This window comes from Aquirhabdus sp. (assembly GCF_046462495.1).
Lineage (GTDB): Bacteria > Pseudomonadota > Gammaproteobacteria > Pseudomonadales > Moraxellaceae > Aquirhabdus.
In genome coordinates, this window is record NZ_JBKGVE010000004.1 from 523,869 (window position 1) to 539,039 (window position 15,171).

The window sequence follows — 15,171 nt, forward strand, 5'->3', positions numbered from 1 at the left end:
TCATCTTGAAACTTGTGAATAACCCATATTTTAGCAACAAAAATCGAGCGTCTATAGAACGAAAGTGTTCAATAAACGTGCAATATCGGTAATGGGGCAGATCTAAAGCTTCGCTTGTTGTTGCGTGTCGCGTATTAGATTGTTGCTACTTAAACGATTGCGGTGTTGCTTATATTGCTGCTTAATTACTTGGTGTGGATGGCGTAGCAGGGATAGTTTTTCATTCCATTTCCAAACTATTCCAAGGATGAGGCTCAAGGTTCAATCCCAAGGCTTCTATCCTGATATTCCCCTCTCATCGGGAAATATCCTGCTACGTTTTCCGGTCTTTCTTTTAAAACTTTTTGGTACTTTTAGAAAAATACTTCATGCTCTCCCGCCGATTGCGGAAGAGATGCTGCGCCGCTCAATTAAGAGTAGCTGCGTCCAGTTGAGCTTTGACCATCAGCAACCAATTCGCTGGGATCAAAGAATTCATCGAGTACGTTGATGCCGCGTACTTGGTCAGCGCGGAGGCTTAGTTTGTGCTCTCCGGCATGTTGACCTTCTGGTTGACCTTCAAAGTCCCAGAAGTGTAGGCGCTCAGCACCGCTCTCAGTCGCACTAGCCGCATTTGAGCCTTCATCTAAACCTGCACTCATACCGTAGTCGATAGGCGCGCAAACTTTGACGAGGAAGCGTTTTTGCTCTTGTGAGTAAAAAATCACTTTGACGCGTTTTTTCTCACGGATTGCATCAACAAACTCTTTTTTTGCGGTTTTAGTGTTCATAGCAGCCACCTCATTTGTTGTCGTATCAGGTTATCTTGTGCAGGCTCCATGCCTGTACAGTCCTACTGGTTACATCATACATCGGGCTTTTCATACAGCGTGTTGATTGCGATTGTCGGACAATCGCTGATCAATTTTCTATACGAACCTCTACTATAAATAGCAGAGATTCGGCAACTAGTGAAGTGTAAAAACGAACTAAATTGTTAACCTATTGGCACGCTTCACAATCTGGGTTATCAATCGAGCAGGCCAGTGGCACTGGGGCTGCTTGAGAGAATGCATCATCAGCAGAAACGCCCGATACTGGTGCAGTTGGAGCCGCCACAGGCGCTGCAACAGGAGCCACCAACGTCGGTGTTTTCGAGCTAACCGCGTTCAGCGTACTGGTGCTGATCGTTGATTTCTCGGCTGAGGTCGCACTCAAGGCACGGAGGTAATACGTGGTTTTCAGGCCGCGTAACCATGCCATTTTGTAAGTGGTATCCAGTTTCTTACCGTTAGCACCTGCGATGTACAAGTTCAGCGATTGCGCTTGGTCAATCCACTTTTGACGACGGCTTGCTGCATCGACCATCCAGCGTGGTTCAACTTCAAACGCGGTCGCAAACAGGGCTTTCAAGTCATCCGGTACACGGCCGATTTGTTGGACAGAACCCTCGTAGTGTTTCAGATCATTGACCATGACCACATCCCACAGGCCACGTGCTTTCAAGGCGCGGACGAGATAGGGGTTGATCACGGTGAATTCGCCAGACAAGTTCGACTTCACATACAGGTTTTGATAAGTTGGTTCGATCGACTGTGCCACGCCGCAAATGTTGGAGATGGTTGCGGTTGGTGCAATCGCCATCACGTTACTGTTGCGCATACCGTTCTTTTGCACTTTGCTACGTAGGGTAGCCCAGTCAAGGGTTTGACTACGGTCGACTTCAAACATACGGTCTGGACGTGATTTTGCCACGATCTCAAGCGAGTCGATTGGCAGAATGCCTTGATCCCACAGTGAGCCTTTAAAGCTGCTGTATGCGCCGCGTTCTACAGCCAAGTCACTGGAGGTGCTGATCGCGTAGTAGCTGATTACTTCCATCGAGGTATCGGCGAACTGAACTGCTGCGTCTGAACCGTAAGCCAGACCCAATTCGTACAGTGCGTCTTGGAAGCCCATGATGCCCATACCGATTGGACGATGCTTCAAGTTCGAGTTCTTGGCTTGTGGCACGGCGTAGTAGTTAATGTCGATGACATTGTCCAGCATACGGATTGCCGTTTTTACGGTTTGTGCCAGTTTGTCGTGGTCGAGCTTGCCATTGGTGATGTGCTGAACCAAGTTGATTGAGCCCAAGTTACACACCGCGATTTCATCAGCGCTGGTGTTGAGGGTGATCTCGGTACACAGGTTCGAAGAGTGCACCACGCCAACGTGCTGCTGCGGTGAACGCAGGTTACACACGTCTTTGAAAGTGATCCAAGGATGGCCGGTTTCAAACAGCATCGACAGCATTTTGCGCCACAGGTCTTGGGCTTTGACTTTCTTGAAGGGCTTGATCGCGCCTTCCTGTGTCAATTGCTCGTATTCGCTATAACGCTTCGCAAACGCTACGCCAGTCAGGTCATGCAGATCAGGTACGTTAGATGGGGAGAACAGGGTCCAGTCACCATCTTCGATCACGCGTTGCATGAAAAGGTCTGGTACCCAGTTCGCGGTGTTCATGTCTGGGGTACGGCGACGGTCATCACCGGTGTTTTTACGCAGATCTAAAAACTCTTCGATGTCCAAGTGCCAGGTCTCAAGGTATGCACACACGGCACCTTTACGTTTACCACCTTGGTTGACGGCAACAGCGGTATCGTTGGCCACTTTCAGGAAGGGTACAACACCTTGTGATTTACCGTTGGTGCCTTTGATGTAGGCATTCAATGAACGTACTGGCGTCCAGTCGTTACCCAAACCGCCTGCCCATTTGGACAGCATCGCGTTGTCCTGAATCGCGCCATAGATGCCATGCAGGTCATCCGGTACGGTGGTCAGGTAGCATGAAGACAGCTGTGGACGTAAGGTTCCTGCGTTGAACAGGGTCGGTGTGGACGCCATGTAGTCAAAGCTGGACAACAGGTTGTAGAACTCAATCGCACGTTCTTCGCGGTTCTCTTCCTGGATCGCCAGACCCATAGAGACGCGCATGAAGAACAATTGTGGCAATTCAAAGCGCACGTCGTTGCTGTGCAGGAAGTAACGGTCGTATAGGGTTTGCAGGCCGAGGTAGGTGAACTGAGCCCCGCGCTCTGGTTTGATCGCTGCTTTCAATACGTCGAGGTTAAACTTCAACAGTTCTGGAGAAACCAGTTCTAATTCAACCGCACGTTTCAGGTAAGTTTCCAGCGCTTCGCCTTCTGGGGTATCCAGTGGCAGACCCAAGAAACCTAAACCTTCTTTCAACAGGTCTTCACGCAGCAAACGGGCTGTAACGTAGGTGTAGTTTGGCTCGGATTCGATGCGGGTACGCGTCGCGAGAATCATGGTGGTCGCGACATCATCTTCACGCACGCCGTCGTAGAGGTTCTTGATGGTTTCATCAATCACGTCTTGTACGTCGATGCCTTCCAGACCTTGTGCAGCGAACTGCATGGTGCGCTCAAGTTTGGCGAGGTCGAGGGGCTTGCGGACGCCATCAGCATCGATGACATTCAATGTAGGGTGTGGTTTAACTTTTAAAGAGTCACGGACTTTGGCGCGTTGTTCGCGGTAGATCACGTAGTCACGCGCGACTTTGTGTTCGCCAGTACGCATCAAAGCCAGTTCGACTTGGTCTTGGATCTCTTCGATGTGGACCGTACCGCCGGAAGGCATGCGGCGTTTAAAGGTGCCCATGACCATGTCGGTCAGGTGCTGGACGCGTTCAAATACACGGCTTGAGCCAGAGGCTTCTTTGCCTTCAACCGCGAGGAATGCTTTGGTGATCGCAACGCTGATCTTTTCGGCGTCAAACGGAGCGACAGTGCCGCCGCGCTTGATCACGCGCAGTTGTCCGGGTGCAGCCGCGACACTGGTCTTGTCTAGTGCGGTGTTGGTGGCAATGTTCATGTTTGCTCCTTGCGGGATCTCAAAATGGATGAATAAAAATAGTGTTCAATAACTTTTATTAAGTGCTCTGTACGCGATCACTTCGGTGGTCGCTAAGAGCCCGTCACAGCGGGTTTTGTACGGACCTTTGCATGAACTTTCGCACTGTTTATGTGCGGAAGTGCGCCCATCAATTCGCCACTTTATGGGGCATGCACCGCGCTGTGATCACCATTGTCGCGCAATGGTTTAAATATTGTGCAAAACACAACTTATAGTGTGTGCCTTGTAGCCTAGGCACAAGATACGGTTTTTTTTGTCTGACTGCAAGTGTATTCGTCAGATAAATTTGAGGGGATTTGTGGGGGTATTTCTGTGGATAACCCTGTGCAAAATCCCTTAACTATTGGCTTTGCCGCGGGTTCTTCCTGTGGATTATTTTATTTTTCAAATATGAAATATTTTTGACAAAATGTTTCACAGATTGTGAACGGGATGTGGGGGATTTTAGCGGTTTTGGTCGGGCGTTTGCCATCGGAGGACATTCGTTTGATCATGGGATGAACAGGGCATCCATGGATGCCCTGAGGTTTATTTGATTAAAGACCCAATTGACTCAAGTCAAAGCTGGGGTCAACTCCCTGTTGATGGACCGTCGGGAGCGCATCCAGATTGAATGCAGGGATGTCGCGACTGTAGAGCAAGGTGCTGTTGATGGTGGAGACTTGTGGATAGCCTGCCGCTGACTTATATAGCTCAACTTTGGTCGGGCTGAGTTTGGCATCGACGTTAAACGAGAAGTAATTCAGCGTTGCGCTGTTGGTGATGGCAGCTGATGGGATCAGCACCAATTTAGTCGTACCGTTGGCAAAGGTGACTTTGGCATAGTACACCGCACCGCTATAGACGCTCGCCAGATTCGGATTGGTCGGGTCCGGCAGGTCGAACAAGTTGCCGTAGTTGGCGGCGTTGGCGGGGTAGATTTGGGTGGTGCCATTGCTGGTGTCACTGGTCAGCGAGCCGATGATGGTGACCACCGGTACGCCAAGCGCTGTTGGGTTGAGTCCACCTGCCGCAGGCGTAGTTGGCGTGTAGCTTGCGTTGGCTTTATTCCACTTGGCGAAGATCGGTTTGCCCGCTTGAGTGATCAGTGTCGGGGTGCTGTCTAGCCAGTTTTGCATTTTCTGTGCCTGATAGGCGGTGAATTGCGGGTAGCAGGTGATGATGTTGCCTGCTTCTCCACCGTTCATGGGGTCGCGTTTACCGACCAATTGCCCCGGATAAGGTGAGCTTAAGCTGGTCACCGGGCCTGTGCTATCGACGCGATACCATGTGCGGAACAGGTTACGCGTGGAGTCATAGCCCCACGGATTTTGCGGGCCGTTTACACCATCATAGGGGTATTCGCTGCTGATTTTCCATCTTGTGGATGCACCGGTATCAAAGTGATCCAGTGAGAACGAATGTCCTAGTTCATGGATGTATTCATTACCACATTCAGAGTCTTTGCCGGACCATGTGGTTGACCAGCCAAATCGACCGCCTGCCATGCCAAAGTTACTCGTGATGTCCTTGGTTTGACCACTCTTGCTGTCTGGAAACCAGCCGCGACTCATCCATGTGCCGATGCTATAAGGAGAGGTATCCTCCGCAGTATTCAGAATCAAGCCGCGACCCGTATTCGCCATACTGGCACGTCCAGCAAGACGCTTAATAAAGCCATAGATCGTGCCAGCATCACCACCATCCGTATAGACGGCAGCACTGCCCGTGTATTTCTTGGGAGGCAGACTTCCAATCTTGGTAATGGCGTAATCAAGACTCACAGTTGGGTAATCAAAATAATTGAGGTGAGAGAGCGGTACGGAGGCAAAAAAGTCTTGCGTCATCTCACCCACATCTGCACCGACATAGTTGCTGGGGATCTGTGCACCCCAGAGTAAATACGCAGTGCGACCAATATCAAAGTCTGCAGGGCGTGACCAGCTTTTTGGCGTGGCATCTAAGGTGATACCACTACGGGCTGTCGACTCGATCAGGAATTTAAGAGGCGGTCTGACCAGTTCTCCCGGGATCGCGATACTCCACGCTTGTGTGCTGTACGGTGCAAGAGGCTTGGTCGTTAAACCGCTTTCAAGTATGGAAGGCAGATTCGCGGGAACTTCGAGGGGTTCAGTGCCCAGTACTTTGCCCTCTGCATCTTGGACGATCAGGTTGAAGGATTCACCAGAGGTGAGGGGATAGTCGGGTGTAAAGAGAATCAGGGTTTGACGTCCGATGGTCGGGACAGGGGCTAATAATGTTCCACCGGTTTGCTGCACCACATGGGTTTGAGCGTATTCGATTTTTCCTGTTGGGGCGCTGGTCGTGTCGAGTGCAGTGGTTGCTGACTTTAGTCCTGTGGCTGACGCGGAAGAGCTGACAGGGGAACTTGAATCATTTGAACCACATCCAGTGAGTAGGATGCTGCTGATGGCTGCACTGAGGGCGAGTTTAGAGAGTCCATTCGTCTTCACGTGATAATCCTTTAAGAGTGAGTGGAGACTTGATATTAGACCAAATGGTAAAAAATGTGTATGCGAATTTTTAGATAAGTATTATGTGTAAATAGATAAGTCGGCAGAGGTAGTGATGGGGTTATCGAGTGTTCAGAGGGCTTATGGTTATGCTTTTTTCCTTCGCCAGATGCGATCACTGTACATCTGGCATTGGATTAAACTTATGATTAGATCAGATTCACCACCACTTTGCCTTTCGCACGTCCTTGCTCAACATAGGCAAGAGCATCCGCTGTCGACTCAAAAGCAAAGACTCGGTCCACTACGGGGCGAATTACACCCTGATCAATGAGCTCGGCAATCTGACCTAACTGCGCACCGTTCGCTTTCATAAACAGGAATGAATAGCTGATGTGCTGACATTTGGCCTTCTTGCGAATACTAAAGCTTAAAAGGTAAGCGGCGATTTTCACAACCCAGTTGGCATGAATGTCTTTGGCAAATTGTGGATCAGGTGCACCCGCGATGCTGATCAGTTTGCCACCGGGTTTGAGGACTTGAATTGAGTTTTCGAGCGTCTTTCCTCCTTGGGTGTCCAATACGACATCATAATCATGCAGGACGTTTTCAAAAGCTGTGGTCTTGTAGTCCACCACGATATCAGCCCCCAATTTCTTTACCCAATCGACATTGGCGGTGCCGGTCGTGGTGGCAACCGTTGCCCCCAGATACTTGGCAAGTTGAATGGCAAACGTGCCAACACCCCCTGAACCGGCATGAATGAGGATCTTTTGACCTTTTTTCAGTTGGGCTTTTTCAACCAGCGCTTGCCACGCAGTTAGACCCACTAAGGGAATTGAGGCCGCGTCATTCATGGTTAGCGTCTTGGGTTTCAGGGCCAGCGCAGTTTCACGCACGGCGATCAATTCGGCAAGGGTGCCGATACGATCATCATCGGGACGTGCGTAGACTTCATCGCCGACGATAAAGCGTGTGACTTTAGCGCCAACTTGGATGACGGTACCCGCCAGATCATTGCCCAAGATCAACGGCAGATGATAGGGCAGGATGAGTTTAAATGCGCCTTCTCGGATCTTGAGATCTAAGGGATTGATACTGGTGGCGTGGATTTTGACGAGGACATCGTGCGCACCCACGATAGGTGCGGGCATCTCGCTAATCCGACCGACAGCGGACTTGCCATAACGATCGATGATAAAGGCTTTCATATTATTTCTCTCCGCAATCTCATTCTATTCGTTAGTGGTGTGACACCGAACTGAGTTTGAGATCCTTACGTAATCCCGCATCGAGTACGCCCGCTGGAGCAAAGCGGCGCAGTAATTTTAGGCGGTTGGCCATGCTCCCTGCGGTATAACGCTGCTTGGGATGCTCGCTTTGCGCGACTTTAAGCACGGTGTTGGCTACGATCAGTGGTGCGTCTGCGGTCTGCAATATTTCTTTCATGCGCAGATCGACTGCGGTGCGAATGGCTTGGTATTCAATCAGTTTCTCATCGGGTGCGAGCAAGTTCGCATCAAAACCAGTCTTGGTATAAGCAGGTTCAACGACTGAAACCCGAATGCCCCAAGTGCGCAGTTCATGATCCAGCGACTCTGAGTAGCCTTCGACCGCATGCTTGGTTGCGGCATAGAGCGCCATATAGGGCATGGGTAGGAAGCCGAGCACAGAGCCAATATTGATGATGCGACCACTTTTTTGCTTGCGCATGTGCGGGACGACCGCGCGTGTCATGCGCACAATGCCAAAGAAATTGGTATCGAAGATGGCTTGTGCTTGCGCAATCGAGCTTTCTTCCGCGCCAGCAGGTGCAACGCCAAAGCCTGCATTATTTACCAGCAGGTCGATACGACCATGTAAGCGGATGACTTCGTTGACGAGCGTCTGAACCGACTCCTCGCTGGTGACATCGAGTGCGAGCATCTCAAAGGGTTGCTTACCCGCGCTTGCGCCACGCCGACTCGTGCCATAGACCGTATAGCCCGATTTCGCCAAAAGCTGTGCGGTGATTTCGCCGATGCCGGATGATGCACCGGTCACGATTGCAATTTTACTACTCATTTGATGTGTCCTTAGAAAAGGGAGATGGGAGGGGTTCCCATGGACTGATCTTTAAGATAACACAAAATATGATGATCATCATATTTTTATGTAAACGCATTGAGACTATCATTTCGCGCTTTCGCAATGGGGCTCTAGGGCTTGATTTGAGTGTCGGGTATTAAGTGCTTCAGACTGGCGTTCAGGAGATTGCTGGAAAGCTTGGGATCATCAACCGCACGTGCCAGTAGCAGGGTACCGACCATGGCCGCCACGGTAAACAAGGCATCTTCATGGGCTGCAGGTTGCCCCCAGTCAGGGGACTGACGCGCCACCAGATCAATCATGGCTTTGATATGACGTGTGGCGGCGTGGCGAACTTCATTTGCTTGACGTGGCATCTCTGAACCAAGCGCTGCAATGGGGCAGCCGAGTTCGATGCTTTGCACATGTACTTCTGAAAGATAGGCTTGTAGCATTGACGCAAGCGCCTGACCGGACGGCGCACTGGCGGCGATATTTGCTGCCAAGGCGACTGAATCCGCCCCGGCATGATCCGCGGCCTCAGCCAATAATGCTTCGCGCGAGTCAAAGTGCGCATAGAAACCACCGTGGGTGAGTCCAGCTTGTTTCATGATATCTGCGATGCCAGTACCGGCATAGCCACTTTTACGGATCGCGTGAGAGGTTACCTCAACGATTCGGTCGTGTGAGAGTTTCTTCTTGCTGATTTTGTCTGAATGTGATGTTTTCATGACGATCATCATATTCTAGTTGGGTAGAAAATACCAGTGGGAGGGGGGTACGGGAGGGGATTGAACTATGAATAACTATTCGTAAGGTATCTATATTATTTCCGCCAGAAGTACCAACCATTGCTCTTTGGTTTGATGAATGATTGATAGCGTTTTTCGACCATATTTGAAAATTTCTTAAAGTCATGTTGATCTTCAGAGCCGATATACATGAGTGGGCCAAACTTATTGGCATAATCGTTGAGGTATTTTCCAGCTTCACCGTAATAGACTTGGATAAAAGCATTTCCTTCATCGTTTAAATCTTCGTCCGTAAATTTGCCATCACACCACTGAAAGAGAAAGTCAGTTCCACTCTTCTGCCCTTGTTTGACGTACTCTACATCATTGTTTGATTCAGGGTCTTCAAGGTGGAGATCGCCAGCCCACCCTTTGATAAAGCACCATTTGAGGAGGAGGGCGATATGAGTCCCTCCAAATTCTTGTGGTGACTTTGGCGGAAAGTTTCCGCCAAAGTGCCAGCTTGCGTCGTCATACTTCATTTGGTAGGACCTCTGTGAGTTAACTTAGCAAAAAGTTATGCATATACAGCTATCGTAGCGGAACTGTATGACAAAGTTAATGATAAGTCAGAGTACTTCCACTTAATGGCAGTCAATCGCTTAGCCAACTGCGTCCCATGATATCTAGTTATTACGATGGGTTTCTTTTGCACATCTGCACAGGGTTAGTCGTGATAGGTATGGTTTATTTTTCTGAATCATGATGGTGCCGATTTAAGCATTCGGCGTGCCAAATGCTGTAAAAATGTGAAACATTGCCATCCGGCAAAATTAAAAAATAATTGATGGAATGTAACTGTCTCCACAATTGCTTGGACAAATTTGTGCGATTGGTCGGTTTTTACAAAGGGATATTGTGCAAAATATTTTAAGAATTAATTATTTGTTTTAATTGGTATTTATTAAATTTTTCTAAGCGAATTTAATAACAAAATACGCGTGCAGAATGGCGCTTTTTGAAATGTAACCAATAGTGCAGATTGTGCTGTTTACACGTTTCATGGATGTATCAGTTTCGTGAAGGACATCTCGTTTACATTGTAAACGGCGTTGGATTACTGCATGATTTGAAACATGAACTGCAAGGGGCGTGCGACGATCACACCGATCAGCTACCCAGATCTCCTTGCAGTCGAACGGGATATGATTGAAACATTCACACAGTATTGAAGTTTGGAAAATATAGCCATATAAGGCTTGGAGAGATGTAATGACGCAAGAAGAAAAATTGCCACGTATCTTGATTGTAGAAGATGACGAACGTTTGGCCACATTAACTCAAGATTATCTGATTCGTAATGGTTTGGAAGTCGGTGTAGAGACTGACGGTCATCGTGCGATTCGCCGTATCGTTGCTGAGCAACCTGATCTGGTCGTGCTGGATGTGATGTTGCCAGGTGCGGATGGTCTGACCGTTTGCCGCGAAGTGCGTCCTCACTATAACCATCCGATTCTGATGTTGACTGCACGTACCGATGACATGGACCAAGTATTGGGTCTGGAAATGGGTGCAGATGACTATGTGGCTAAACCTGTCCAACCGCGCGTATTGCTGGCGCGTATTCGTGCTTTGCTGCGCCGTACCGATAAAGTCATCGAAGAAGATGTCGCTCAGCGTTTAGAGTTTGATGATCTGGTGATTGATAATGGCGGTCGTTCGGTGACTCTGGCAGGCGAGCCTGTAGACTTCACCAGTGCCGAATATGACTTGCTGTGGCTGCTGGCTTCTAATGCAGGTCGTATACTGTCCCGTGAAGACATCTTTGAACGTCTACGCGGTATTGAGTACGATGGTCAGGATCGCTCGATCGACGTGCGTATTTCACGTATCCGTCCAAAAATTGGCGATGATCCTGAAAATCCAAAACGCATCAAGACTGTACGCAGTAAAGGCTATCTCTTCGTTAAAGAATCGATCGCTGCGTAATCCGGTTCTGACGGACCGCGAAACTTCACACGAGGGCAGGATCATTCCTGCCTTTGTCATTTATACAGATTCCTGAATCGCTTAAACTACGGTTTCACATTTCATTCGAGAAGCAATCCAGCAGCGATCTTTTAATGCTGATGGGTTGATATGGTTGAGTCATGGATAAGCTGCGCTACAGTATTTTTCTAAAAATCTACGCGGGACTGCTGTTGGTCTGTGCGCTGGTGGGTCTGTTTGCCTATGTGTTGGTGGATGAGGTCAACGCCTATCGCATCGACAAGTATCGCGAGACGATGGCGTCTGGTGCGTTTTATATCATTGCCCAAGGGGTTGCACGTCAGCCGGACGTTAAGGCCATGCAGGACTGGCTGGATGATGCGTCGCTCTTGCTCAATCAACAGCTCACAGTTGTTGATAGCGCACAGGTGCTGATGACGCTCAGCCGCCATGAAAATCAGCAAGTGCAAGCGGGTAAGTCGGTGGTGCGCTATGAATCGGGTGCGCCGTCGATGTCCGGTCAACCCAGTGAATCTTATGCTGACATCTATACAGCGATTCCCGGTCGTGATGTGATGCTACACGCCCACGTGGATCGTGTCAGTGAGCAGCAGATTCGTGCCTTAGGTGTTTTCTTGCTGGAAGACCTGACCCACTATGTCAGTCATGAGCAAGAACGCTTGAATGAATTGAACAAGCATTTACCATTTCGCTTATCTTTAAAAAAGATGACGGATCTAAATCTTGATGAAGATCAGCGCGAACGTATCCTGCGTAAAGATGTGGTGCCGGTGTATCGTGATACGGGCACCAGCCGCAATCCAACCTTGCGTATTCTGGGTCCGATTAATACTGCGGATGGTTCGCAGGTATTAGAGATTGGTCCGATTGCGCTGTTTAATGCGATGCCGTTTCGCTTGGTCGCGATTGTCACCATCTCCAGTTTGGTACTGATCCTGTTGGGTGTGTATGCGCTGATCTGGCCGCTGGATCGTAAGCTGCGTATGGTGCAAAAGGGCGTGATCCAAGTGCGTTCGGGTGACTTCTCGGCGCGTGTGCCAGTGCTGGGTCAGGATGAGGTCAGCCACTTGGCGATGACCTTTAACAATATGACTGAGCACATTCAGCGTTTGATCGAGGCGCAGCGTGAGCTGACACGGGCGGTATCGCATGAATTGCGGACACCTGTGGCGCGGATTCGCTTCGGGGTGGATATGCTGGCGGATACTGACGATGTCGATTCGCGCTGGGATCAGCAGGAAAAAATTGATAAAGACATCGAAGAGCTCAACAAATTGATTGATGAGATTCTGACTTACGCGACGCTTGAGCAGGGCACGCCCTCTTTAAATGTCGAGTCGATCCCACTGTATGAGATCGTCCGTCAAGTGGGTGAAGAAACCCGTGCGCTTGGCAAGCCGACCATCATTGAGGTCTATGAGCCGAATCAATCGGATGTGGCATTGGCGGATCGTCGTTATCTGCATCGGGTGCTACAGAACTTTGCCGGTAATGCGATGCGCTACGCCAACAGTAAGATTCGGATCAGTTCTGGGATTGATGGTAAGGGTGATAAGCGCTATGCCTTTATCTGTGTCGAAGATGACGGCGCGGGGATTCCCGAGAAAGATCGCGCCAAGGTCTTCCAACCATTTGCACGTTTGGATGACAGCCGTACGCGGGCATCGGGTGGTTATGGTCTGGGGTTATCGATTGTGGCCAAGATTGCCTTCTGGTTTGGTGGGGTAGCGCATGTGGATCAAAGTCCAGACTTAGGCGGGGCGCGCTTTATGATGGTATGGCCTGTGAAGATGAAGTAAGTCGGGTGACTTGTAGACATAAAAAAACCACTGCTTGCAGTGGTTTTTTTATGGGTGCGCCCCTCAATGATTCACTTGTTTCAACTGCGTTTCGGTATAGCGTGCGCCGACATTGGGGTAGGTTGCTAAAATCTCGTCGATGGTCTTGATATCTCCGGCAGATAGCTCAAGATCTACGGCACCGGCATTTTCGATTAAGCGATTGATCTTTCGTGTTCCGGGGATGGGGATGATGTCATGACCTTGTGCCAGTACCCATGCGAGGGCAAGCTGCGCCGCCGTGGCATTTTTTTGCTCGGCGAAGGCCGCAAAAGCAGAGGCGAGTGCCTGATTATTCTTCAGATTATCCCCTTGGTAGCGCGGTAGCATTTTTCTAAAGTCGCTGTCTTCAAGCTGATCCACATTTAGGGCATTGGTGACCAGACCGCGTGCCAGTGGGGAGTAGGGCACCAAGGAGATTCCTAGTTCCCGGGTGGTTGCTAAGATTTCACCCTCAACATCACGGGATAGCAAAGAGTACTCAGACTGCAGGGCGACAATGGGGTGGATCGCTTGGGCTTTTCGGATCGATTGCGCTGAGGCTTCACTTAAGCCCAAGTAGCGTACCTTACCAGCTTTGACCAGATCCGCCATTGCACCGACGGTGTCCTCGACTGGCACATTGGGGTCGATGCGGTGGGCATAGTAGAGGTCGATGACATCGGTCTTCAGGCGTTTAAGGCTGTTTTCAACCGCGACGCGTATCCACGCGGGTGAGCCATCAAAATAGGTGTCTTTGGAGTTGCTAGGCTGGGCGAGATCGCCCTTAAAACGAAAACCAAACTTGGTGGCGAGAAAGACCTTGTCACGGTTGCTTTGCAGGACTTGCGCAAGGAGTTCTTCATTGGCTCCGTTGCCATACATGTCGGCGGTATCCCAAAAGTTGATGCCAAGGTCGAGCGCCTTATGCAGGGTATTAATGCTCTGCTGATCATCGGATGTGCCGTAAGCGAAGCTCATGCCCATGCAACCGAGGCCAATAGCAGACAGTTTTTCACCGGTTTGACCGAGTTCTCTATATTTCATGACCGAATCCTTTTTTGAGATGAGGTGTTGGGAGTGACTAGTGGGGTGAGTCAGTGGGTCAAAAAAAGTATAAGAAATTTCGATCTTCAGGCACGTATAACATTCAAACCAATCCTTATAAAATTCAAACAAGGTTCAACGCATTATGCGGTGCAGGCCTCGCGGAAGTTTTTCGGGGAGAGTCCGGCATTTTTTTTAAAAAAGTTGGTGAAGTAGGCGGGGTATTCAAAGCCCAAGCTATAGGCGACTTCGGAGATGTTCCAATTGGTGAATTGCAGTAGCGCTTTGGCCTCATCAGTAATACGGCGGCTGATGTGCTCTGAAGTGGTCTTGCCGGTGGCTTCTTTGACGGCACGATTGAGATGATTGACATGTACCGATAGGCCGTATGCAAAGTCATTGGCGGTTTTCAGCTTGAGGTGGTATTGCGGTGAGTCAATCGGAAACTGGCGCTCAAGCAGTTCGAAGAACAAATGGCTGATGCGGCTCGAGGCATTACCATGTTTTTCAAACTTTGTCGGTGGATTTACTTTCAGGGCTTCATGCACAATCAGATGTAGGTAGCTACGCAGCATGTCATATTTATGCGCATACTCTGAAGCAATTTCAGCATTCATCTTTTTGAAAATAGTGGATATCTCATAAACCTGCTCGTCATTAAGAAACAGGATCGGGTTGCCATCGACTTTAAACAGTGGCGACTCATGCAGGAAACCTTGGCGGGATTCTTGGCTGATAAAGCTTTCGGTAAACAGGCAAAACCAGCCATCCTGATCGGATGAGGCGGTTTCCCAAGCGTAAGGCACCATGGGGTTGGAAAACAACAATGCAGGACGATCAACCTTGATCCAGCGATTGGCATAATGTAGCTCGCCAACGCCCAAGATTAATGAAATCTTATAGTAGTCGCGACGACTATAGGGCGTCAGAAATGAGCAGGCATCGCGCTTAAAGACATTGAAATGACCAAAAGAGGTCAGGTTCACTGACTCGGGGTTATTTTTGGTGAGTGCAAAGCGGTGATAGAAATCGTGGAGGGTTTCCATAAGATAGACCTGAATGCTTTAAGCCAAGGGACGGCGATTCAATTATAGAAATCAAATAACGATGCTTTATTTATAGGCTGTTTTTTTGATGAGGTCAAATGCA

Annotated in this window: 11 protein-coding genes; 2 read left to right on the forward strand and 9 right to left on the reverse strand. The window is 49.4% G+C overall.

The window, feature by feature from the left end:
* Positions 1-410: 410 nt before the first annotated feature.
* The 7 genes from ACLHG7_RS05865 to ACLHG7_RS05895 form a co-directional block, all read right to left on the reverse strand.
* Positions 411-770: a hypothetical protein gene (locus ACLHG7_RS05865; protein WP_410210100.1), complete on the reverse strand. Its 360-nt coding sequence runs from the start codon at positions 768-770 to the stop codon at positions 411-413.
* A 211-nt stretch (positions 771-981) separates the two neighbouring features.
* Entirely contained in the window at positions 982-3,855 is a 2,874-nt protein-coding gene (locus ACLHG7_RS05870; protein WP_410210101.1) for a ribonucleoside-diphosphate reductase subunit alpha, read from the reverse strand.
* A gap of 578 nt (positions 3,856-4,433) precedes the next feature.
* Complete coding sequence (locus tag ACLHG7_RS05875; protein WP_410210102.1) at positions 4,434-6,350, reverse strand: M66 family metalloprotease; 1,917 nt, start codon at positions 6,348-6,350, stop codon at positions 4,434-4,436.
* 209 nt (positions 6,351-6,559) lie between these two features.
* Positions 6,560-7,561 carry an NADP-dependent oxidoreductase gene (locus tag ACLHG7_RS05880; RefSeq protein ID WP_410210103.1) on the reverse strand — a complete coding sequence of 334 codons (1,002 nt, stop codon included), beginning with the start codon at positions 7,559-7,561 and terminating at the stop codon, positions 6,560-6,562.
* Between the two features lie 31 nt (positions 7,562-7,592).
* The gene (locus tag ACLHG7_RS05885; RefSeq protein ID WP_410210104.1) at positions 7,593-8,414 is read right to left on the reverse strand and encodes an oxidoreductase; all 822 of its coding nucleotides are present in this window, start codon (positions 8,412-8,414) and stop codon (positions 7,593-7,595) included.
* Positions 8,415-8,548: 134 nt separating this feature from the next.
* A complete protein-coding gene (locus ACLHG7_RS05890; protein ID WP_410210105.1) occupies positions 8,549-9,148 on the reverse strand; it encodes a TetR/AcrR family transcriptional regulator in 600 nt (199 codons plus the stop codon).
* A gap of 95 nt (positions 9,149-9,243) precedes the next feature.
* Positions 9,244-9,690, reverse strand: a complete 447-nt coding sequence (locus ACLHG7_RS05895; RefSeq protein ID WP_410210106.1) for a hypothetical protein — start codon at positions 9,688-9,690, stop codon at positions 9,244-9,246.
* Positions 9,691-10,420: 730 nt separating this feature from the next.
* On the opposite strand from ACLHG7_RS05895, the gene ACLHG7_RS05900 reads away from it, so the two are divergent.
* Both ACLHG7_RS05900 and ACLHG7_RS05905 read left to right on the forward strand, forming a co-directional pair.
* The gene (locus ACLHG7_RS05900) at positions 10,421-11,137 is read left to right on the forward strand and encodes a response regulator (protein WP_114900099.1); all 717 of its coding nucleotides are present in this window, start codon (positions 10,421-10,423) and stop codon (positions 11,135-11,137) included.
* Between the two features lie 161 nt (positions 11,138-11,298).
* Positions 11,299-12,957 (forward strand): ATP-binding protein, encoded by a 1,659-nt coding sequence (locus ACLHG7_RS05905; protein ID WP_410210107.1) that lies wholly within the window; start codon positions 11,299-11,301, stop codon positions 12,955-12,957.
* 63 nt (positions 12,958-13,020) lie between these two features.
* Here the strand turns inward: ACLHG7_RS05905 and ACLHG7_RS05910 are convergent, their stop codons facing one another.
* Together ACLHG7_RS05910 and ACLHG7_RS05915 are read right to left on the reverse strand one after the other, a co-directional pair.
* The gene (locus ACLHG7_RS05910; protein WP_410210108.1) at positions 13,021-14,022 is read right to left on the reverse strand and encodes an aldo/keto reductase; all 1,002 of its coding nucleotides are present in this window, start codon (positions 14,020-14,022) and stop codon (positions 13,021-13,023) included.
* Between the two features lie 143 nt (positions 14,023-14,165).
* Positions 14,166-15,068: a helix-turn-helix domain-containing protein gene (locus tag ACLHG7_RS05915; protein WP_410210109.1), complete on the reverse strand. Its 903-nt coding sequence runs from the start codon at positions 15,066-15,068 to the stop codon at positions 14,166-14,168.
* Positions 15,069-15,171 lie beyond the last annotated feature (103 nt).